Source organism: Mycobacterium sp. pUA109 (assembly GCF_041287095.1).
GTDB lineage: Bacteria > Actinomycetota > Actinomycetes > Mycobacteriales > Mycobacteriaceae > Mycobacterium.
In genome coordinates this window covers 102,618-122,911 of the sequence record NZ_JBGGKS010000005.1, presented here as the reverse complement: position 1 = coordinate 122,911, position 20,294 = coordinate 102,618, and the positions used below count along the sequence as shown (strand labels likewise).

Below are 20,294 nucleotides of genomic sequence, written 5' to 3'. Positions count from 1 at the left end.
GACTAGCGAACTCGGACGTGTGGACCGAGCCGGAAGGGCAATCAGAGTCCGAGTTGTCGGCGTCTGACCATGCTGAGCACGAGCAGTCGGAGCCGCGTGATCTCGATGAGATTGAACTGCGGGCAGCCGCCCTTCTCGAGGCGATGGAGGCAAAGCGGTCCCAGCTCGCCTCCCGTGAGCCAGCTCCGGACGACCTTTCCGCGGAAGCGCCGTCACCCCCCGCAGAACCACCGGCAGAAGTCGAACCGCGGGCTGACATCGAGCCGCTAGCTGACAGTGATGCTCCCAGCGACCTCGACGAGCCGGCCGACGCCGCGGCTCTCCCAGACTTTGACGCACCCGACGAGGTCGCAGCGCCCGCCGATGCCGAGATGGCACAGCAGTACGACGCAACGCCGCCGGATGCCGCTGCGCCGATCGACAGCACGCAGCCACCCACCGATTGGGACGAAGCGCCGGCGGCACCGCCGTCCGACGAGGTAGAGACGTCGGTTAGGTCCGAATCCGAACAGGACACTCCTGCGAGCGAACGTCGGGCGAAACGGTCCTCGGCCCGTAAGCTCGCGCTGCCGCCGTGGCAGATGCCGACCGCCATGGTTCCGGTGGAGTTCGAGCGGTTCGGCGCCGACGGGCCGGCGTCCGCGCCCGAGGACTTCGCTCCCCCGCCCGAGCCCCCCCGCGAGCATCGCAAACCGGAGAGGTCACCCGGACCTCCACCGCCCCCGTCGGGACCCCCGCCGGCTTTCCGGCCGCCAGGCCCATACCCTCCGCCACCTCCGGTGCCACCGGACGCGCACGGGGCCCCACCGCCTCCCTACCCGCCACCGCCTGGGTGGCCACCGCCACCGGGCTGGCCACCACCACCGCCCGGGCGGCGCCCCCCGCCCCCGCCGGATTGGCGTCCGCCGCCGCCACCGGAATCCGGTGAGCAGCCCCGGCGCGAACCGGAGCGGCCCGCGCCGCCGCCGGGCTGGGTACCGCCGCCACACGCGGTGGCACCACCACCGAATTACCGCCCGCCGCAAGCGTTCCGGGTACCGCCACCGCTGGACGAGGCCGAGTTCACCGACCGCCATCAGCGCACCCCGCAGGCCGGATGGCGGCGCACGGTGCACAAGGCCACCGCCGGGCAGGTCAACCTAGGCCCGTCGCGTAAGGAGCGCCGGCGCGAACACCTGCTGGCGCAAATCCGGCAACCCATTTCCGGGGACTTTCGCATCGCGGTGCTGTCGATCAAGGGCGGCGTCGGGAAGACCACGACCACACTGGGGCTGGGGTCGGCGTTGGCGATGGTGCGCCACGACCGGGTGATCGCCGTCGACGCCAACCCCGACCGCGGCACGCTGGCCGAGCGGGTCCGGGACTCCTCGACCAGATCCACCGTGCGTGACCTGCTCTCGGATCCGCATATCCACCGCTACGCCGACGTGCGCAACCACACGCTGATGGCCACCAGTCGGCTCGAGGTGTTGGCCAGCGAACAGGACCCGGCGGTCTCCGAAGTCTTCGGCGACGCCGACTACCGGCGCACCGTCGACATCTTGCGGCACTACTACAACATCATCTTGACCGACTGCGGCACGGGCATCATGCACTCGGCCATGTCCGCTGTCTTGGACATGGCGCACACCATCGTGCTGGTCAGCTCACCGGCCATGGATTCCGCGCGCAGCGCCTCGGCCACCTTGGACTGGTTAATGCAACACGGACACTCGGGATTGGTGCGCGGCGCCCACGTGGTGCTGAGCGCCTCCCGGCCCGGCTCGGCGGCGTTGAAGCTCGGTAAACTCTACGAGCATTTCGAAACACGCTGCCGCTCCGTGCATTTGATCCCCTTCGACCCGCATCTCAGCGAAGGTGCCGACGTCGACCTCGGACTACTCAAACCCGCGACCATGGACGCCTACCTCGACCTGGCCGGGGCGGTGGCAGAGGATTTCGGACGGCTAAGAGCGCCACGCGAACAGGCGTGACGACCAACTCAGCCAACACCATTGGCCGCACTGCTCGCGTCTGGCTGTCGGTAACGGCCGCGCCGTGGTTTTAGTTTTAGTCGAAGATGTCAGTGCCGGTGTCACGCGGTGGTGGCGGGTCGACGAAGGGGTGGCGTCGGCGGAACGAAGCCCACGAACGCGATGACCTGCTATTGCAGCAGCCCGGCAGCAACCGCGGACGCCCGTTTTATCCGCCATTCTGACCAGGGACGATGCGGAACAGCCGACGCGCCGTCGGCAAAATTTGCCGTTAGAGGGCCGCCGCATCGTCTGCCATACTGAGTCGGACGTCGCGTCTTGCCGGGTGAAGACGCGGTGATATGGAGGCAATAGGAAATGAGTAACGACGCGGCACACCAAGAGATGGAGGACGTGCTGGCGCGTGTTCAGGAGCAGATGGGCGAGCTGGCCGCGATACAGCAGAAGCAGGCCGCGCTGACCGCGCTGGCCACCGCGGCCGACGGCACCGTCGAGGTGTCCGTCGACGCGCACGGCAAGGTGATCAAGACCGTCATCGATGAGTTCTACCTCGAGGAATTCGACTTCGCCGACCTAGGCGGATACATCACCGCCGCCGCGCAGGCCGCCGCCCGTGATGTCAACACCCGCGCCGCAGAACTGATGGTGCCGTTGCGGGAAGCCCGGCAGAAGTTTCCGTCGCTGTCTGACATTGTCGACGGTGCACCCGACCTTAGGTCGCTGTTTGATGACCTCCATGCAGACGACGGGGCCGTACCGTCAGCGGAGGACGATAACGGCTGGGATGAACCGACCGTCTACCCAACGGTGAGGAGATAACCGATGACCGAACCGCTGCACGTCAAACCCGATGATTTGCGGGCGACGTCGCGGGACCTGGCCGATGTCAGCTCCCGGCTGAAGGCCGTGATGTCCTCACTGCAGGGCAAACTCAGCGGCGAAGGTGCCGCCTGGGGCAACGACAAGATCGGTGACCAGTTCGCCAACGGCGGCAACGGATATCTGGCACAGGTCAACTGGGTCCAGGGCTCCATCGACGCCAAGACCGACCTGCTCGACAGCTATGCAGAGGGTCTGAAGAACACCGCTGACACGTTTGAGGATGTCTAGCGCGGGTCGGTCGGTGACCGACCGGGAGTTCTGAACGTGGGGGATATTACGATCCCCGGCCCGTTGCAGTGGGTGTCATATCTGGCGGGGTCGGAGTGGCCGCAGGGGTCGGAATCGGCCATGTGGCGCATCGCTGCGGATTGGCGGGCAGCCGCAGAAGACCTATCTGGCCTAATCCCGGATCTGAACCGGGTGCGCTCGGAAACCTCGTCGGTGCTGTTTGGGCAGACAGCGCATCCCGTCGATGAACAGTTTGCCATGCTGTTCGACGGCGAATATTCGATGGACAAACTCGCCGAGGCGATGGACGCGGCCGGTGAACTCGCCGAGGACTGTGGCACCGAAATCCAGTACACCAAGATCCAGATTCTCTCTACCCTGGCGATCGCCGCATTTGAAATCGCATTGGCGTTCGCCGAGGCACCCGAGACGTTCGGCGCGTCGCTGGCCGAGGTACCCGTGATCGAGGCGATCACGATGGCTGCGGTCCGGCAAATCGTTGCGGCGTTGATCAAGCAGATTGCCTCGAAACTCGCCACCACGCTGACCAGAACCATGGTGCAGCGGCTGATCCGGGAAGTCGTCATCGCCGGCGTGCAGGAAGCCGCAATCCAGGGTCTGCAGATGGGCCAAGGACACCGCCACGGCTTTGACGCCAAACAGTTCGGGCTGACCGTGGGGGGTGCAGCGGTCGGGGCTCCCGTCGGCGACGTGGTCGGTCGCGGCTTCAGTAAGGCGCTCGGACACGAAGGCAGCGCACTGACGCGGGGAGTCAAGGGCGCGGTCAGCGGGTACGGCACCGGCGTCGCAGGCAACGCGGCCGGTGCGGCGGCAGCGGTGCCATTTGGCGGGCAAATGGACGCCGCCTCGATCTTCGGCGGGGCGGGTATGGGCGCGGTGTCGGGGGGCGTCCACGGCGCGCACGGCGGCGGCTCGACCGAAGCGGGCGGACGTCCCAGCGCACCCGATCCGGCGAATCTTCGCGGTTCGCCCAACGGCCAAACCGCTGCTGGCCCCCGCGACGGCACAACGGCCACGCGCGCCGACGCCCCGGCCGGTTCGACTCCCGCGTCGCCGCACGGCAGCGAGACAGCCACCCCCGGCTCCACGGCGGCACAGACAAACGCCGCCGGTCACGGGCCGGCAGGGTCGGCTCCTGCATCACCACACGGCAGCGAGGGCGCCCCCCACCCAGCCAATGGTGCCTCGACCTCGCCTGATGCGCCACACTCAGGTACGTCCGCGCAGCCGGGCGGGCCGGCCGGCGATGCGGGACTTCAGTCGAGCGGCACCCGGGCTGACCCGAGCGCCCCGAGCCAGGTCAGTGGCGCGGCCCCGCACACTCCCCCGGCCGACACCGGCGCTGCCGCCCAACAACCCGCCGCCGCAACCGGCGCCGGCACAAGCACGGCGCCAGGCGGTGCGACTTCGGCTCCGGCAAGTCCGACGTCGAGCCCGTCGAGCCCTACACCCGCCGCTACGCCGGCGGCCGGCTCCCCCAGCCAAGCCGGTCTCTCCCAGAGCGGTTCGACGCCGACGGCGGGACGCCCGGGCGAGGGTCAGGGAGCGACATCCCCCGCCCAGCCGGCTGGAGCACCGGTCACCCGAGTGACGGATTCGGTTGCGGGGCAGCCCGCACAGGGCTCCGAAACGATTCGGGCATCGGCTGGCGCCGAGACTTCGATCCGGCCAGGATCCGCGCCTGAGCGCGCCATACCGCACGACGCGCCGCTACGGGACGGGCAACCGCCGTTGCGCGACGCTCAACCAATGCCGCGGGACGGGCAACCAGCACCGCGCGACGGCCAACCGACCCGCGAGGGACAGGCAACACCGCGCACCGAACAACCACCGCCCCGCGACGCGCAACCCGCCGCGCGCGACGGGCAGCCCCCAGCACGGGAGCCCCAATCACCCGCGCGCGACGGCCAACCCGCACCGCGTGATACCCGCCCGCCAGCGGATCGGGCACCGGTTGACGCCGTGCGGCCAACCACCGATACCCGGCAACCAGCAGACCCGACAACCTCGGGTCGCCACACCGCCAGCGACGCCGCGGAGCCGGCCCGCGAGGCGGGACACGAGGGGGCCCGCGACCCGCACCCGATGACCGATGAGCCGGCGCAGCCGCGCCCCGCCGACGGTTCGGACACACCGGTCAGGCAGGCCGCGGAGTCCGAGCCTGAACACACAAAGCACGACGACGATTCCACGTCGCCGGACTCTCGCCATCCCGACGCGGGCTCACCGACCGATGCGGCGATTCCCCCGGTCGCTGTCGTCCCGGTGATGCCGCACGTCGGGTCCGGGGCTGTCGGCGAGCACGTCCGCACAGTGCGGCCCGCTGGAAAGTCCGCCGGCCCAGAGCCGCCACGTGCCGGCGGCCCGGATCGTGGAGCGGCGCCCGCAGATTCGGCTCACGAACGGCGCGCGGGGGTCAGCGAGTCCGAGCGGCGCCACGGCGACGACAGCAGCCCGCCTACCGATGGATCGCACCCCGGCGACCGCGCTCATCCGGTGGATCCGGGTGGGCGCTGGCGTGAGGTGGCGTCTGAACCTAACCGTGAACGGTCGCGCCAGCTCGCCAATGAGGCGCTGTGGAAACGGATCCCGCCCGTCTCACCCGATCAGGTGCGCCATCACCTAGCCGATGCCATGTTCGGCGAGCAACGCGCCAAGGACAACGCGCACTGGTGGCGACAGCTCAGCGGTGAGGAACAGCGCGCACTGATCGACACCTACCCGCACGAGATCGGCAATGCTGCGGGCATTCCGCCAAGCGCACACACGGCAGCCAACGAGCACACGCTGAATCTGCTCCGCGATGAACTGCAATCCCGCAAAGATGCTGGCGAGCGCCTCAACCGCAGCGAACGCAAAGAGCTCAAACGCTACGACGAGCTGCGCCGCGCGCTCGACGAGGTGCATCGCTACGCCGACGAACACGGCCACGAAGTGCACATCTTGGCGTTTGAGCCCCACGCCTTCGGCGGGGACGGTCGCATGGTGGTCAGCATTGGCCACGACCCGCACCACGCCGATTCGGTGTCCTGGCACGTGCCCGGCTATTCAACGACGATCGACAGCCTCGGAACCAACCTGACCAATGCGCGCAACCATCTGGCGTCGGTCCTGATGGAAAACCCAAACGCGAAAGCCACCTCCATCGCCTGGATCGGCTACGACGCGCCGCAGGGATTCTTCAAAGGCCTCTGGGACGTCGGCCACTCGAAGTTGGCGCGCGCCGGCGGCAACATTCTGCACAGCGACATTTCCGCGTTCAACGCCGCCCGTGATGCCAGCGCCGGCGACGGCAGCCACTTCTCCGACAACCATGTGTTCGGCCATTCCTACGGATCCACCACAACCAGCTTCGCCGGCCACGACGGACGGCTGGCGGATCACGTCCGCACCGTCACCCTGGCTGGCTCGCCGGGTGCTGGCCCGCTGCGCCACGCCAGCGACTTCGGCATCGGGGAGAACGTGTTCGTCGCATCCTCGTCGCGCGACTGGATCACCACCATCGGCGGCACCGGCTCGGGGCGGTTCCTCGGATTCGGATTGGGACACGACCCTGCGATGGCGTCGTGGGGCGCGACCCGCATCGCTGCCGAATTCCCGGCCCATATGGACACCAAAGCAACGTTCGGCACGCACACCGCCTACTACAGCTTCGACCCGACAACGCACGCGCGCAGCGAATCGCTGGCCAACTTCGGCCGGATCGCGGCGGGCCACCCAGAGCGCGTCACCCTCGAAGGCCACCGCACCGAAAGCCCTCCCAGCTGGCCGTCCGGCAAGCACGAACCAGCGATCGATCGCCGGCTGCAGTTCGACGAGGGACTCGGCAAACCCAAGCCCTGGGATCCCACCTGGCACGCGAAATATGGGGACGACTCCGACCGAGCGCTCGGGTCATCAGACGAGCACGGTCCCGGCATCGGACACGACGACCCCAGCACAACCACTCCCCACGAGCTCGCCGACACTGGGCGCTGCGCGCACGATGTCGCCGACTACCACGCGGGAAAGTACGGGCGAGACGTCCACCTGGAGACGGAGCCCGGACCGCAGGGTGTACCGGCGCGGAAGTTATTCGAGGCGTTGGGATCGCAGGCGCACGAGCACGACTACAACCAAGTCCGCGACACCCTGCTGCAGCACGGCGACGGGGCGTCAGCGACCCTGGCGTCGAAGTGGGCCGGCGCCGGTGAGCAGGGCGGCCACGCCTACACCGCCGAGAACCACAACGGCAAGATCCACCTGGTCGAGCACCGACCGGACGGGACGTCGGTGCGGTCGGGCTGGCCACCGCACTGGGGGCAGCACGCGGTCGAGAAGACCGCGGTGGGCTACTTCGATCCTCACGGCAACCCGGTTGATCCGTTGACCGGCCGGCATGGTGAACTGCGCGCCGCCGAGGGTGTCGGTGACGTCGCCGGCAAACACCGCCTGGAATCCCACGGCCCCGGACATCCCGCAGAAATCATCGAGAAGAGCACCGGCCGGTCGGTGTCTGTATCCCGTGCCGAGCACGTCGTCGAGTACCCGCCGGGCAGCCACCCGGACTTCCCGGCACACGCCGTCACCGAGACCCACCGTGCGGTGGGGAGCAGCGAGGCCCGCTACATCCAGACCGACGGCGAAACGGCGCGGGTGAAGGCGGTGCTGCGCGATGTGTACGAGAGTGTGGACCGACCGCACGCCGAGAACAAACTGACGCGGTTGCTCAGTCGGCTCGGCTTCCACGGCGGGCATGTCATCGGATTCCGGTTCCTGCTGGATCAAGGCGGCGTCAACCTGTTCCGGCAATCCGAGCATTTCAACGACCCCGTCTACAAGAAGATGGAAAACGAGTGGGCCTCCTGGATCAAGAACGGCGCCCGCGTCGAGGTCACCGTGGATCTGAAGCCGCCCGGTGCTGACCCGGAACATGTGATCGTCAAATATGACGTCTTCGACCAGCACGGCGCGCAGGTGTACTACGACCGGGTGAACTTCGAGAACAACGAGCATCAGAGGTTCCGACGCCTGCCCACCCGCGAGATTAAGCATCGCCTGGATATGGGGGAGCGCCTACACCAGGGCACGCTGGCCCCCCTGAGCGATCCGGTGCGCGCCGGACACCCCCACGACGTGGGTCAGGAATGGTTCCGAGGCAAGGACCACCCCGAGGGCATCGACCCGCACTACGGGGACCCGCTGGGCAAGCATTGGAGCTACCCGCACGACCCGACCGACCCGGCCCGGATGAACTCCGAAGTTGCAGCGATGTACCGCGACCCCAGCGCTCTGTTCGGCCGTGACGAGCACGGGAACGCCTACACGCAAGGCGAATACGAAGCGCGGTTCAACACCGAAGGCCCCGGTGGCAGCCACTGGATGAACTTCCCCGGCAACGACGGTGCGGTACCCGGCTCGCGGGTTCTGTACACCGATGCGCAGGCATTCGTCAACCACTATGGGCCTTATCTGGACCGAATCGGTCAATCCGCAGGCAAGTATCTTGGAGTAATGGAGGGCGGTCATCCAGCAAGCTGGGAACAACGCGCCATGCACGTCGACTCGCTCAAAGACCCCTACAGCACCTTCACACTGCAGGATCTACCGGCCGGGTGGAAGATAGAAGTATCGGAAATCGCACCCGGCTGCGGACAACCCGGCGGCGGATTGCAGGTCCGGATCATCGACAACGCGGGTGAAATTGTGCCGGTCAGTGAGCTCGTCGACCCTGAATCCGGATACCCGATACTCGCCGAAGGGGGACCGACCTGATGCCCACCGCTATCGAGTTCTCGACCGAGTTGGTTGAATGGGCCGCAGCGGCCGGGTTCGAATTCAGCCCTGCCTCGGATACGGATGATCGCTGGCGAGACTTCGTAAAGGGGCGCCCATTCTTCTCAAATCGCGGCGGGGAGATTATCTACTTCATCGCCGTCAACGATGATGGTTGGCTGGTGGTAACCAGTTCCGAGCGGATGGGCCGTGAGCAGTTCGAGTTCGGGGCCCGGTCGCAGCTTGTGCTGGAGCGGTACTTCCTGGGAGATTTCGGAGAGGATATACGTAGTGCTCGGCGCCTGCCCAGGCTCCTCAGACCGCGCACTGCTGAGGACGTGCAGCCCGGGTTTCACGTTCGGGTTTTGGGGTTTGGGGGGGTGAACCGCCACGCGTTGATCGATCCCTCCGGCGAAGCGGTGGCCATCGGTCGGCAAGATCCTATGAGAGTTGGCAGCTTAGTCCTGATGTCGCTGTACCTGAATTCGACCGTGGCTGACATTAAGACATCGTATGAGAGTCCAGATGGCCAACCATTGTTTACGTTGCGTCCACCACGTACGAAGAGCCCGGCGCCGACACGTCCGCTTCCCGAGGGGGTGTTGGAGGCGGATGTGGCTGAGTTAGTCGGGTTGATCGCCGACGATGAGTATGTCAACGGTGTTGCGGAAGATGTGATCGCGCACCGGCGGTCATGGGATTACCCGAAGCCGCCGATCCGCCGGGATGAGTCGTGGGACGGCTATGTGTACTTCTTTTATGTCGGTGAGGGATTCACCAGAAGCTCGGGGTTTCGGTTCGGGCGCCCGGCGACGCCGTTCTCGGTGCCCTTCGGCGTGACCGAGGCGACCGAGCAAAGCATCGAGCAAGCACTGGCCCGGATCCGTGATAGCGGCAACCTGCCGCTGGAGCGGCGCTGGAACGCTGCGGTCGTCACCTACGACCGCCGTACGGCCACCGGGCAGGCGCACTTCTTCTACGGCGCTGACGCCGAGCGGTGGCAGATGAGCCCGGCCAATGCGGATCAGATCGCTGCCCAATGCTTGGCGTTGCTCAACCAGACGAGGGGTGGCTAGCGCATGGACGCTGCTGCTGCCATCGCCTCGGTGACCGAACACGTCCGTGGTGCGGGGATGAACTATCCGACGACCGGTTTGGTCGCCGATCGGTTCGAAACCGGCTGGTCGGTTTATGCCCCCGTCGAGTTAGATACGAATGATCCGATGTCGTTCTTGGACATGCCCGTGGGCCGGGCGGTGTTCTTGATCGGTGATTCCGGCCGGATCGAGCAGGTCTCGTCGTCGATACCTCCGCAGGTGGCGCGGCAACGCTTCGCCGACCAGGAACGGATGCTGGCCCGTCAGACCGCTAGCACCGATTCCGGCGAGGTCTTGGCGCAGTTCGCCGACGCGTTTGGCGCAGCCGGGTCGGGCCGTCGCCCCGCGGCGCGCGGGTTCAGCATCGTCGACGATGCCGCACCCGCCGACGAATCAGCCGCGGCCCGTGACGAACAAATCGGAGCGCACGCCTCGGCGATGCTGGACCCAATTGCCCAGGAGTTGGCGATGTTGGGTCCGCCCGGATGGCGGGAGTTCACCGCCGTGTTCGCGCTCACGGTGCGCGCCGGGTCCGCCGCCTGCGAGTTCCTCACGGCGAACGGGCCTCAGCCGGTCACGGTTCCGGAGCCGATCGTCGCGCGGGCGCGTGAACAACGCCGCGTCAGCGCGGGCATGTCGGCGGGCCCGTGGTGGCGGCTGATCATGACCGTCACGAGTCGGGGCCGGCTGCGTGTCACATATGACTACGGCGACCAGCCATTCCCGGACGATCAGCTGCAACCCGCCGACAACTACCGCGCCGACGTCGCCGCCTACCCCCGCCCGGCCCTGCCGGTGTGGCTGGCCGGCTACCTGGCGGGACCGACCGCGCAGGCCCGCCCCCCCGCCCAGGCCGCCGCCGCGGTGGCCGCCGATCACGCCGCGGGACGCCAGCCGGTCGACACCGACGACATCGAACCGCTGCCCGACACCTGGACGCGCTGGGCGGTGCTGGCCGCAGTCGCTGTCGGGGCACGCTCCCAATGGGGGCCGCGGATAACACTCGGGATGGCCTGGTATGAATCCGACGCCCGCAGCGGCGCCACCCTATACGTGTTGCCGGGCGATCGCGCGGTGCTGTCCGGGGGCCAGTGGAATTCGCCGCTGCTGGCCGCCGCCTACCAAAACCATCAGCCGCTCCCGGACCTGTATTGCGGTGCACCGGAATGGGTCAACGACACCGTACTGAACACCCGCAACCAAAACGGGCTGCTGACTTTTTGCTACTGGTGGGCCGACGGGCGCTGGTGGCGCGGGGCCACCGACACCTTCGACGAACTCGACGACCCACTGCCCACGATCTGGACCCCACAAGAAACCGTGACCGCCATGGCTGCCGTCGCCGGCCCCGGCGTCGAGGATGCCTGCCAGCGGCTGCTGTTGGCCGCGGCCCAACGCGCCGCCACCCACGAATTGTTGGCCGCCGTCTTCGCCGCCTACCGCGACCCCGATCTTGACACCGCCCTCAATCAACTCAGCCTGGCCGGCCTGACTAGATGAGTCCGACCCTCGACACCATCCTGACGATCGCCGGGTTCGTGGTGATCGCCCCCGCCGTGGTGGCGGTCATCGCCATGGCTCCCTTCGCGGCCATGATGAGCGATAACTTCGGCCGCGACACGCCGCCGTTGGCTGGCCTGCTGGTAGTCGCGGCGGTCTTTCTTCCGCCGAGCGCAGCAGCCGGGGTGTATGTCGCTGGGGCGATGCGTGCGTATTACTCGTCGGGGTTGACGTTTTACTACCCGTGGATCGCCCTCGCCGTTGGTGCGGCGGCATGGGCGGGCATCGGCGGCAGTATCAGCCGCTGGCTCACACATCTTCAGTGGGCGTCGCGCCGCGATCGTGAACCGCCGGCGGCCACTCTAGTCGTCCCCGAGGGCTGGGACGGAAAGCCTCGCACCGGCGAGCAAGCTCTCGTCGCGTTGGAACAATGGGCCCTCCGCCACACCGGCGGAACGCCTTCCGCCCTGAACTCCATGCGTGCAGACCGGTTCGAATCTGGCTGGGTCATCTCCGTGCCACCGCCCACCACCCGACGCAACCGGCGATCCAAACCCGACCCACCCCGCTACCGACCGATTTTCTTGGTCGGTGACTCCGGCCGCATTACCGAGGTCGGCTTCGGTCCGCTGCAAGAAGCCTGCCGTCAATTCGCCGCCGACGAGGCGCAACGCAACGATTGACGGTCCTGCCGTTATCCTGGGCCGATGCGAGGGCGACGATGACGCTGCCAACCGATTTCAGCCAGCCGATCGAGTTGCGGTGCAACCGCGACGCCGACGCCACTATGCTCCGGGCGCCGCCGTTGATCATCTTCCAAGCGTTGTTCGTCTGGTTAGTAGTGGCGGTGGTAGTGGGCCTGATGTTCCCGAACACCCCCGCTGTGTGGGCTGGTGCGGCCACCGTGATCTCGGTGGCCAGCGTGGTGCGGGTGTGGGCGCGCAAACGCAACGAATTGCGGCGAACCTACGGCCAGTTGCAGCGACTGGAACTTACCCCCAACGGATTACGCCGCTACGACGAGGCGGTCGTGATCGACATGCCCTGGAGCCAGCTGCTGAGGTTCGAATATCGCAACTCCGCGCTGCCGGCGGGCAGACTGCTGGCGTGGAACCCGATGGCCGGTGCCTACAACACCGCGACGCGGCACTCCCACACGGTGATGGCATGGGGAATCATCGGGCACGGCACCGTCTCGCCGCTCCCGACCGCATCGCAGCGGAAACTGAAGATCCATGACCGCCTGTACGGCTCCCAGCTGCAGCACGGTCAACCACACAACTCGGACCGCTGCTTGATTTTTCCCGCGGAGTTCGAGGAGAACTGGACCGGCGGTGTCATCGGCGCCTGGCTGTGCCACTACCGACCTGATCTGGCGCTACCGGAAAGCGTGTAGAGCAGGGGTCCGATACGCTAACCCGGTGGCTGGGCTTCCCGACGGTGACCGCGCGTTGATCGAGGATGCCGTCAAGCTCCTGCTGTCCGAGGCGCCGGTTGGATGGACGCAGCTGCACGCCGAGTTCGCGCCGGCGTCCCAACCACCAGTAGCCGCTGCCTATGTGATGACATCTGCCGGATCGCTGCCGCTGCCGGTGTCGGCTGGCACGTTGAGTGTTGTGGCGGAACAACATCGTCGGGCTGCGCAGGCTGGTATGTCCTGGCAGCGGCTAGTACTGGATTGCCACGCGGACGGTCGCCTATCTGCGTGCACTGATACCGACGCTACTGGACCTGCCGCATTGGTGCCTGCCCACGGGAAGATGCGTCGGGCGTGGCAGCGACGGCTGCGGCGTGTATTCATGACGGTCACGCTGGTGTGTTTCGCCGCCGCGGCGGTGGTGTTCGCGGTGGGATGGCGGTGGTCACCTCCTCCCCGGGTGGCGATGATTGCCGTGCCGTCACCGCCGCCGCGCCAACAGGAATCCTTCGGACTGCTGATGAGGTGGTTCGACGCAGAAAATCGCAGCGACACCGCTGCGTTACGCATGATGATGTGCACTAACCCCTCTGAGCGGTTGACGGCGATGGTCACGACATTTGAGCATCGGGGTAACGATCAGCGTTTGGTCTTCCCCGAGGCGATCATGGATTTCCACGATGAGGGGTCGGAGGTGTCGGTGAAGATTGCCGAACGTCTTCGACCTCTAAGTGAACATGCGAAGCGGGGGTTCGAGGCAGCGCACGGAGCGTTCTTCTATAACAATGCGACGTTGGTTGACGAAGGCGGCGTACTGCGGATGTGCGATTACGATTTGATGCCCGGTTAAATCCGGGGAAGGGGTGAGATTGCGGTGGTGAGGCTGCGTGGGACTCGGCGGGCGGTGTCCCCGGGGCCTGCTGCGCCACCCCACCGCCGTCGGCATCAGGTTTCGTTTTGGTTGTGGGGATTGACGATGATCGGGTCGGCCGCCATGTTGGTGGTGTCGATCGCGGGTCGCGATGATGGGGCGACGCTGCGAGCAATGGCAGCCAGCGAAGCGATGTCCGATGAGCAAGCTCGCGCGGTAGCTGAGAACACCACACGGGTATGGGTACGTGAACACGATGCGGGCCACCTGGCCAACCTCAAGGCATTGTCGTGTACGGGTGCCTTCGCCGATGAGTTCGCGCAGATCGAGAATGGCACCCAATCGATCTACGGGCGTGTCGTCGCCACGGGCACGTTGGCTCGTGACGGACAGGAGTGGCGGTTAGATGCGTTCTGGATTGATAGTGGTGCGGTAGTCGTCATCGGAATCCGTGGTGGCGAGGCTCGAGTATGTGGTTTCGATCGGGTGCGGGTGTCGTGACGACAGGCGTCCATCTGACAGCGAAGGGATAAGCAAGCATGTCGGGATCGGCCTGGCCGCCGGAGGGCTTCCGGTGGGTGGAACAGGACGGCGCGGCGATGCCGGGCGAGGAACCCCGATCGACGGTAGGTGCCGGCAGCGGGGCGATCGTTGGCGGCGACGAGCGTGGCGTCGCACGACGCACCCACAAGCGGCGTTGGTGGTCCGCCGGTGCGGCGGCGGTGCTAGTTGTTGTGCTAGCCGCTGGCGGTCTGGCGATATGGCGTTCCCATCAGGGCGGTGCGCACTTACCGGCGGCGCCGATCGGCACCCCTCAGGACCTTTTGGTGGGATTTCCGCTGGGCCGCCAACCGATACCAAGTTGGAAGGTCACCCCCGACGACATCGGGTTGCCGCCCGACGTGATGGTCGGCGACCTGTTCGCCAGTAGTGGCACCAAAGCGTACTTCGTGACCAGTTGTAGATCCTCTTGCGCCGATCCGATCAGCTGGGTCTACGGCCTAGACACGGCCACCGGCGCGCGACTGTTCGCCCCGGTCCCGCTGCCCGGCCTCTACAGCGCGTACGGAGCGAATTGCTACAACAACGGTCCATCGGTCGGGCTGTGCGTCACTGCGGGCGGGGACCAGCGGTCGGTCTGGGTGATTGACCTCGACCGTGGTGCCGTGACATTCACCGGGCCCACTGACCTGTTGTACCAGGGCGTTCCAGGAGCTGGTCCGATACTGGCGGCTGTCGGCGACTACCGGGGTGCGTCTCGGCTCGTCGCCGCCGTGAAGGGCAAGGGTGTATATGGGATCGGCCCTCATGCCGAACTGACATGGTTCGTGCCTGGCGGCGGAACATTGAATACTGGAGATCGCTTGCAGGTCGGCGATATCCCGCCCTTGACGATTGCGGTCCAATTCCCTGCTGAGGACCACTCCGGCCATACCCAGACATATCGGGTGTTCTCAGTAGTTGACGGCACTGATTTGACCCCGGCGCCGCCGCCGGGAACGACCCTGCACGAAGCGGTGGTGTACAACGGTGGGTTCGCCTACCAATACGTCGGCGACAAATCTTCGGGTGTGACGTTCTACGACACCAATGGGCGGTTGGTCGCCACCGAACATACTAGCGATCCTGCCGAACTAGCATTTCCGATGGCGAATACTGGGATGCCGACAGTGCTCGCCGAATCCCAATATGACGTCTACACGGCCAATGGCAAAGTCATCGCCAAGATCCCCGCCCACGAGATGTCCACCGACTTCAAGACAATCGGCACCAAGATCTATGTCCGACAATCCGGCGAATCCGCCGTACCCACTAGCTGGCAGCAGTGGGACCTTTTGACCGGCGAGCCCGGTGCAATCTGCCAGCTTGACCTTGGCTTTGGCTATGTCGCCTCTGACGGCGAAGTTATCCTGGTCCGCACCCATGAGGATGAGCCCACAATCCAAGCTATTAACACGTCAGACTGTCACACCCTTTGGGAGACCCCGGCACGTGCATCAGTCTGGAAAGTCGGCACCGGTCTCATCCAACGCAATTACCCCGGCGATAGCATCGTCGGGCTGCGCCCCCCGAGCTGAGCCGTGCAAGTTATCGACCCAATACCTCACGCAGGCTGGCTACGTCTTCCGCAATCAGCTCATCGATTCGAGAAGTCAGAAGGCGCTTGGTCATCGGCGTTGCGCCGTTGGTTCCCGGCCGACAAATATAGTCACCATCATTTTCGACAGTTACCCACACAGCTGCGTTCTTCCCGTGGTCAAACCCCCATGATCGGACAGGAAGCCAGTGGCTCTGCACTGTTGCGGTCGCGGTGAAAGCGCTCGCCTTGATAGTCGTCGTTGCCGGGCTGACCGCTTGGACCCGAACAGAGAAAGGTTCGGCATCATCGGGCCGTTCCGCCTCCGTCCATGCCCGAGGGAGCAGCTCACCGGGAATCTGAATTTCTTCACGGCCGCCAGGTTTAGTCAGCGCGGCAACGCCTGCAACCGCCGGACCCAGATCATATGGCGATAGGGAATATACATCGATTACATCGTCACCGCCTTGTGTCGCGAAAAAGCCGTTCTCATCCATCCGATGCGCTAGCGCTCTGATAGCCGGATTACCCTTTGACGAATACAATACACGGCACTCAACACGGACATCCGCAGCGACGTATCCCTGCACCCACTGCCGGAATACTCGCAGATCGCCATGTTGATAACGATCCATGACAGCGGCGGCATGGGCATCGTAATCATCAGCGAAGATGAATGTATTAGGTTGGGTCACCAAGAAGGGGAAAGGTAGGAAATCTCGCCCGCCGTACCTATTTATGACGCTGAGATCCGCCAAATCGATGCTTCCAACTTTCCGCATGTCTACTTCAGCTATGAGGCGACTCCTATCACATCACTAACCGATATCTTTGGCCGGCGAGTTATTCTCAAAATTACCGCAGTGGCGCTCATCTGATATTCGACAGCTAAAAGTAGTGCAATCGAACCAGCCGCGAAATCACCGGCCTTAGCGAAGTGCATCATCCCGGCTACCGCCGAACTCGTACCAAGGTAGCCGCAATCAAGGTAGTGCTCACACAGCGAGTCCGACCACGGTAGATCGATCGTCCTTGCTAAGGAGCGGTAGAGCCCACCACTGCCCGCGGGTTGCACGAAATGCGTTACGTATTGCGGGCTGATCCGTGCAGCCGTCATTGCCGTCTCTACCGCGTCGACGAGCATTCGAAACGAATCCTGCGCCCACTCGGCTTTCCAAGCTTCTGCTGCACAGGAGAAGGTACGACGATAATCGTCGAGGGTGGTGCTTTCCCAGAACGGCTCACGCGGTTGCCATGCATTGGCTTGGCTGGGACAGCTTGCAGTTCCAGAACCTAGAATCTGCGCGAAGCCATCTTGGGTCGACAGCACCGCAGCGTGGGCGACATCGGAGAAGGGTTCGCCTCCGTCAGATCTGGAAGTAACGAACCTGTCACCCCATGACCAATTGTCGGCGCCGGTACAGATAGCGGCGCCCTTCGGATCGAGTAGACCTGAGGCCAGCAGCCATGATGTCAAGCCCCCCGCGCAGTATTGCTTCACTTCCAGCGAATTGCCCTGCGCCCCAACCACACCGTGCTGGATCGCGTGGTGCAGTGGCCAGCCCACGGCGCCTTGGAGACTGGTGCCGCCGTGGATTACCCACCGCACGTCACCGGGCGCCGCAGTCGCCGCAGACATGGCGGCGGTGCCGGCTTCGATTGCCATCTCAACTGGGGATCGGCCGGGGTATTCACACACCCCGCGCCATTCCGGAGCAGACGCTACCTCCGCGACAGAAGTCGGACGCGCCGGGGGCAGCAGCAGCGCCACCGACTGCAGAAATGTCACGCGGACGACGTCCCCGGTTTGGGGGGGGCGGCGTCCTTCGATTCCTCGCCGAGCACTGGGGCGACCGCGGCGGCGTCACCAGCGACCTCTTGACCGTTTTTCCGATTACGCAACGCCTTGTTCGCCTTGTGCACCCCTCCGCCGACCGTGGAGCCACGGTTTCCTGCCGCAGGTGCGCCAGCCCCAGCCGCACCTGATCCACCGAGACCGGCGCGCGACGCTGAGGTAGTTGCCGCGGCGGCGGCCCTCGTGGGCGTCGCCAACTTTGGATTGGCAGGTTTGGCTGCGGCAGGCCCGCGTCCCCCACCCCCACCTGCTCGGGTTGCGCCGCCTGCTCCAGTCTTGCTAGCGCCGCTGAGACCTTTTGGTCCCAGACCCAAGACGCCTTCAGGGGGACGGGCCAAACCTTTCTGGGCCTCCTTCATAGCCTGGCTCATCGCCTTCTGAGCGGCATTACCTGCCTGCCCTGCGGCGTTGGATAGGCCACTGCCCGCAGCCTTTGTGGCATCTGATGCCGCTTTCGCCGGAATATTCGGCGCCCCACCAGGCAGACCTGTTTTGGCTGGGTTCGGAACCGCAGGCGTGCCGGTCGGCAAGTTTGGAATGCTCGGTGCGCCTAGGCCACTCGGTGCGCTCGGCCCGCCCCCGGCTCCGCCAGCGTTGGGGCCTCCGGTGCCGCCCGGCACCGCCGAAGGCCCAGGTGGTGGTGGGGCAGCAACGCCGCTCAAGTCCGGATGGTACTTGTTAAGATCTTCTATGTTCGGCTTGTATTTCTTGTCGCGCAATACTGCCATGGCATACTGGTCCCAGCCCGTCTTGTTGTCTTCAGCGTTGTTTCCCCAACTATTATCCGTGACTTGACTGTCGTAATCACCTTTGTATTGAGTAAATGCATGCTTCGTTTCGTGTATGACGTGACCGAACGCTTGTACTATTTTACTCATCACATTCGCGCTATCCTTGGCCGCAACCAGGGTGTCCAATGAATTTATGGCATTCTGCGCGGCCGCCTGCGCAGTCTTGCTTTGCCAATCAGGGTCTTCGGCGAGGCCGGTGAGGAAGCTGCGGAAATTGAAGCTAGCATCTCCGATTGCCGCCGACATAGTCTTCCACGAACTCTCGAAGTCGTGTGTTATCTCAGTCTCGTCATCCGCGCCAGAGAACGCGTTGTATCCAAACATGAACGTATCTTTGTCGGGAATATGTTCAACCTGAATGTCTTGGTTTGGCTTAACTCGCTGGCCAGGGTTGTTTGCGAGATCGTTGAGATGGAGGTCACCGACATCCGTGACGTCCTGATGGCGCATAAGGGAACCACCGAAAACCTTGTGGTCCAAAACATTTACCCAGCGGGGTGGTTTGCACATGAGCTAGCTACGACCTCCGAGATGAGCGAAATGTCTAGCATACAATGCTGATCCAGGGGTTACTTTTGCAACAGTATAGTGATGCACTTGTCGAGGGTGGTGTGCAACTCATCGAGGTATGAGACATAGTCGCTAAGCAATTTCTTGATAGCATCGCCATCGGCGATCAACGCAGTTCTCGTATCGTTGGCCGAACGGAATGTTCCAACATTTCCATAACCGTTCAAGCGATCGATTTCGTTAACTTTCGGCGATAGGGTATCCTTCAGCGTTGTAATGCTGTCTAAGACGAGTTGTTTCTGCTCGAGCGTCAGCTGTATTCGCAGAGTGTCTCGCATCCCCTTGATCCCATCGGACAAGTCCGTTATGGATTCTCCAGTCACTTCGCACCCCTTTCTTTAGATTCCGCCGTCGGATTTTCGTCGGCACGGCGCTGCAGTCTCTCACCAGCTGTTACGGCGGCGTCGGCATTTGGATCGGGCGCGTCTTCCCTGATCCAAATGCCGATCCATACCTACGTCGCCTGGTCGCGCAAGTGAGCTGGTCTTTGCGTCGACACCGCCGCCCTATGGTCCTGCCTCGCCCGCGGCAGTTCCGCGCGACATAGCAAGCTTTACCCAGCCGCAGCGAAGTCGTTGTCATCGGACCGGTAGGAACTCGACGAGTCAGCGGAAGCCAAAAACCGGTTAACTCCAGCCCTTTGCCAGGGCCGTATCACCCTCGTTCGCCTCGTCCATGCAGTGCTGCACGTAGTCGCGTTGCTGCGTCAATGGATCGAGGACCTGGTCCTGCATCTGTTGTAGCACCTGCCGGTAGGCAGCGGTCTGCGCCTCGGCCACGGACTTGGTCTTATAAACTTCCTCGAGGCTCATAATGATCTGGTTGACATCGGTCATGGCGTGGTTCACGTTGTCGATGGACTTGTTAACGTCCGCCAGGCACGTTTCCATGCCTTGATAGTCGTAAAGTACGTCACCCATTGCTGCGGTTTCCTTTCAAAATTAGGACTGGAGTTACTAGAAGCCCTTGATGTGCGATAGGTCGGAGCGCGAATGATCGATGTGGCCCATCAATTGCTGAACTTGCTGATCGAACGCCGATTTGATCTCTTCCATCGCATTGTGGAACGGCGGCGCTTTCTCCGTGCTGTGCCAATGCTGACGAATGTCTGAAACAGCCTGGTCCAGGTGCTGGCTGCAGGTCTGTATATCGTCCTTCTTGCTCTCCATATCTTGATACGCCTTGTGGGCGGCATCAACATCGACATCAATCGCACCTGGTGATCCCATTGCTATCCTTCCTGAAATATTGTCTTGCG

At 64.5% G+C, this 20,294-nt stretch carries 17 protein-coding genes and 1 pseudogene; 11 read left to right on the top strand and 7 right to left on the bottom strand.

The window, feature by feature from the left end:
• Nucleotides 1-572: 572 nt before the first annotated feature.
• The 3 genes and pseudogenes from ACAG26_RS07790 to ACAG26_RS07780 form a co-directional block, all read left to right on the top strand.
• A pseudogene (locus ACAG26_RS07790) lies at nt 573-1,973 on the top strand (AAA family ATPase); the annotation flags it as partial.
• Between the two features lie 384 nt (nt 1,974-2,357).
• A complete protein-coding gene (locus tag ACAG26_RS07785; protein ID WP_370480937.1) occupies nt 2,358-2,792 on the top strand; it encodes a YbaB/EbfC family nucleoid-associated protein in 435 nt (144 codons plus the stop codon).
• 3 nt (nt 2,793-2,795) lie between these two features.
• On the top strand, nt 2,796-3,083 hold the full coding sequence (locus ACAG26_RS07780) for a WXG100 family type VII secretion target (RefSeq protein ID WP_370480936.1): 288 nt from the start codon (nt 2,796-2,798) through the stop codon (nt 3,081-3,083).
• Nucleotides 3,084-3,254: 171 nt separating this feature from the next.
• Here the strand turns inward: ACAG26_RS07780 and ACAG26_RS07775 are convergent, their stop codons facing one another.
• Nucleotides 3,255-3,830 carry a hypothetical protein gene (locus ACAG26_RS07775; RefSeq protein WP_370480934.1) on the bottom strand — a complete coding sequence of 192 codons (576 nt, stop codon included), beginning with the start codon at nt 3,828-3,830 and terminating at the stop codon, nt 3,255-3,257.
• A 1,797-nt stretch (nt 3,831-5,627) separates the two neighbouring features.
• Between ACAG26_RS07775 and ACAG26_RS07770 the strand changes: the two genes are divergently transcribed.
• From ACAG26_RS07770 to ACAG26_RS07735, 8 genes are all read left to right on the top strand, one after another.
• Nucleotides 5,628-8,858, top strand: coding sequence for an alpha/beta hydrolase (locus ACAG26_RS07770; RefSeq protein WP_370480933.1), 3,231 nt, complete (start codon nt 5,628-5,630; stop codon nt 8,856-8,858).
• On the top strand, nt 8,858-9,934 hold the full coding sequence (locus tag ACAG26_RS07765; RefSeq protein WP_370480931.1) for an Imm61 family immunity protein: 1,077 nt from the start codon (nt 8,858-8,860) through the stop codon (nt 9,932-9,934). The genes ACAG26_RS07770 and ACAG26_RS07765 overlap by 1 nt, the downstream gene beginning before the upstream one ends.
• A gap of 3 nt (nt 9,935-9,937) precedes the next feature.
• On the top strand, nt 9,938-11,455 hold the full coding sequence (locus tag ACAG26_RS07760) for a hypothetical protein (RefSeq protein WP_370480929.1): 1,518 nt from the start codon (nt 9,938-9,940) through the stop codon (nt 11,453-11,455).
• A gap of 38 nt (nt 11,456-11,493) precedes the next feature.
• Entirely contained in the window at nt 11,494-12,138 is a 645-nt protein-coding gene (locus ACAG26_RS07755; RefSeq protein WP_370480927.1) for a hypothetical protein, read from the top strand.
• A 38-nt stretch (nt 12,139-12,176) separates the two neighbouring features.
• Nucleotides 12,177-12,851, top strand: a complete 675-nt coding sequence (locus tag ACAG26_RS07750) for a hypothetical protein (protein ID WP_370480925.1) — start codon at nt 12,177-12,179, stop codon at nt 12,849-12,851.
• Nucleotides 12,852-12,876: 25 nt separating this feature from the next.
• The gene (locus ACAG26_RS07745) at nt 12,877-13,722 is read left to right on the top strand and encodes a hypothetical protein (RefSeq protein WP_370480922.1); all 846 of its coding nucleotides are present in this window, start codon (nt 12,877-12,879) and stop codon (nt 13,720-13,722) included.
• A gap of 126 nt (nt 13,723-13,848) precedes the next feature.
• Nucleotides 13,849-14,244, top strand: coding sequence for a hypothetical protein (locus ACAG26_RS07740; protein WP_370480920.1), 396 nt, complete (start codon nt 13,849-13,851; stop codon nt 14,242-14,244).
• Between the two features lie 38 nt (nt 14,245-14,282).
• A complete protein-coding gene (locus ACAG26_RS07735) occupies nt 14,283-15,821 on the top strand; it encodes a hypothetical protein (protein WP_370480918.1) in 1,539 nt (512 codons plus the stop codon).
• Between the two features lie 10 nt (nt 15,822-15,831).
• Here ACAG26_RS07735 and ACAG26_RS07730 read toward each other — a convergent pair whose 3' ends face one another.
• The 6 genes from ACAG26_RS07730 to ACAG26_RS07705 all read right to left on the bottom strand — a co-directional run bounded on the left by ACAG26_RS07730 (nt 15,832) and on the right by ACAG26_RS07705 (nt 20,265).
• The gene (locus ACAG26_RS07730; RefSeq protein ID WP_370481198.1) at nt 15,832-16,515 is read right to left on the bottom strand and encodes an ESX secretion-associated protein EspG; all 684 of its coding nucleotides are present in this window, start codon (nt 16,513-16,515) and stop codon (nt 15,832-15,834) included.
• A 98-nt stretch (nt 16,516-16,613) separates the two neighbouring features.
• On the bottom strand, nt 16,614-17,486 hold the full coding sequence (locus ACAG26_RS07725; protein WP_370480916.1) for a hypothetical protein: 873 nt from the start codon (nt 17,484-17,486) through the stop codon (nt 16,614-16,616).
• Nucleotides 17,487-17,605: 119 nt separating this feature from the next.
• Entirely contained in the window at nt 17,606-18,946 is a 1,341-nt protein-coding gene (locus ACAG26_RS07720) for a hypothetical protein (protein ID WP_370480915.1), read from the bottom strand.
• 89 nt (nt 18,947-19,035) lie between these two features.
• On the bottom strand, nt 19,036-19,359 hold the full coding sequence (locus ACAG26_RS07715) for a hypothetical protein (protein WP_370480914.1): 324 nt from the start codon (nt 19,357-19,359) through the stop codon (nt 19,036-19,038).
• Nucleotides 19,360-19,662: 303 nt separating this feature from the next.
• On the bottom strand, nt 19,663-19,956 hold the full coding sequence (locus ACAG26_RS07710; protein ID WP_370480913.1) for a hypothetical protein: 294 nt from the start codon (nt 19,954-19,956) through the stop codon (nt 19,663-19,665).
• A 36-nt stretch (nt 19,957-19,992) separates the two neighbouring features.
• Nucleotides 19,993-20,265, bottom strand: coding sequence for a WXG100 family type VII secretion target (locus ACAG26_RS07705; RefSeq protein WP_370480912.1), 273 nt, complete (start codon nt 20,263-20,265; stop codon nt 19,993-19,995).
• Nucleotides 20,266-20,294: the final 29 nt, after the last annotated feature.

Coding starts and splice junctions, on each gene's coding strand:
- ACAG26_RS07785 (WP_370480937.1), top strand. CDS start 2,358: ATGGAGGACGTGCTGGCGCGTGTTCAGGAGCAGATGGGCGAGCTGGCC.
- ACAG26_RS07750 (WP_370480925.1), top strand. CDS start 12,177: ATGACGCTGCCAACCGATTTCAGCCAGCCGATCGAGTTGCGGTGCAAC.
- ACAG26_RS07710 (WP_370480913.1), bottom strand. CDS start 19,956: ATGGGTGACGTACTTTACGACTATCAAGGCATGGAAACGTGCCTGGCG.
- ACAG26_RS07705 (WP_370480912.1), bottom strand. CDS start 20,265: ATGGGATCACCAGGTGCGATTGATGTCGATGTTGATGCCGCCCACAAG.
- ACAG26_RS07740 (WP_370480920.1), top strand. CDS start 13,849: ATGATCGGGTCGGCCGCCATGTTGGTGGTGTCGATCGCGGGTCGCGAT.
- ACAG26_RS07735 (WP_370480918.1), top strand. CDS start 14,283: ATGTCGGGATCGGCCTGGCCGCCGGAGGGCTTCCGGTGGGTGGAACAG.
- ACAG26_RS07765 (WP_370480931.1), top strand. CDS start 8,858: ATGCCCACCGCTATCGAGTTCTCGACCGAGTTGGTTGAATGGGCCGCA.
- ACAG26_RS07760 (WP_370480929.1), top strand. CDS start 9,938: ATGGACGCTGCTGCTGCCATCGCCTCGGTGACCGAACACGTCCGTGGT.
- ACAG26_RS07725 (WP_370480916.1), bottom strand. CDS start 17,486: ATGGCAATCGAAGCCGGCACCGCCGCCATGTCTGCGGCGACTGCGGCG.
- ACAG26_RS07780 (WP_370480936.1), top strand. CDS start 2,796: ATGACCGAACCGCTGCACGTCAAACCCGATGATTTGCGGGCGACGTCG.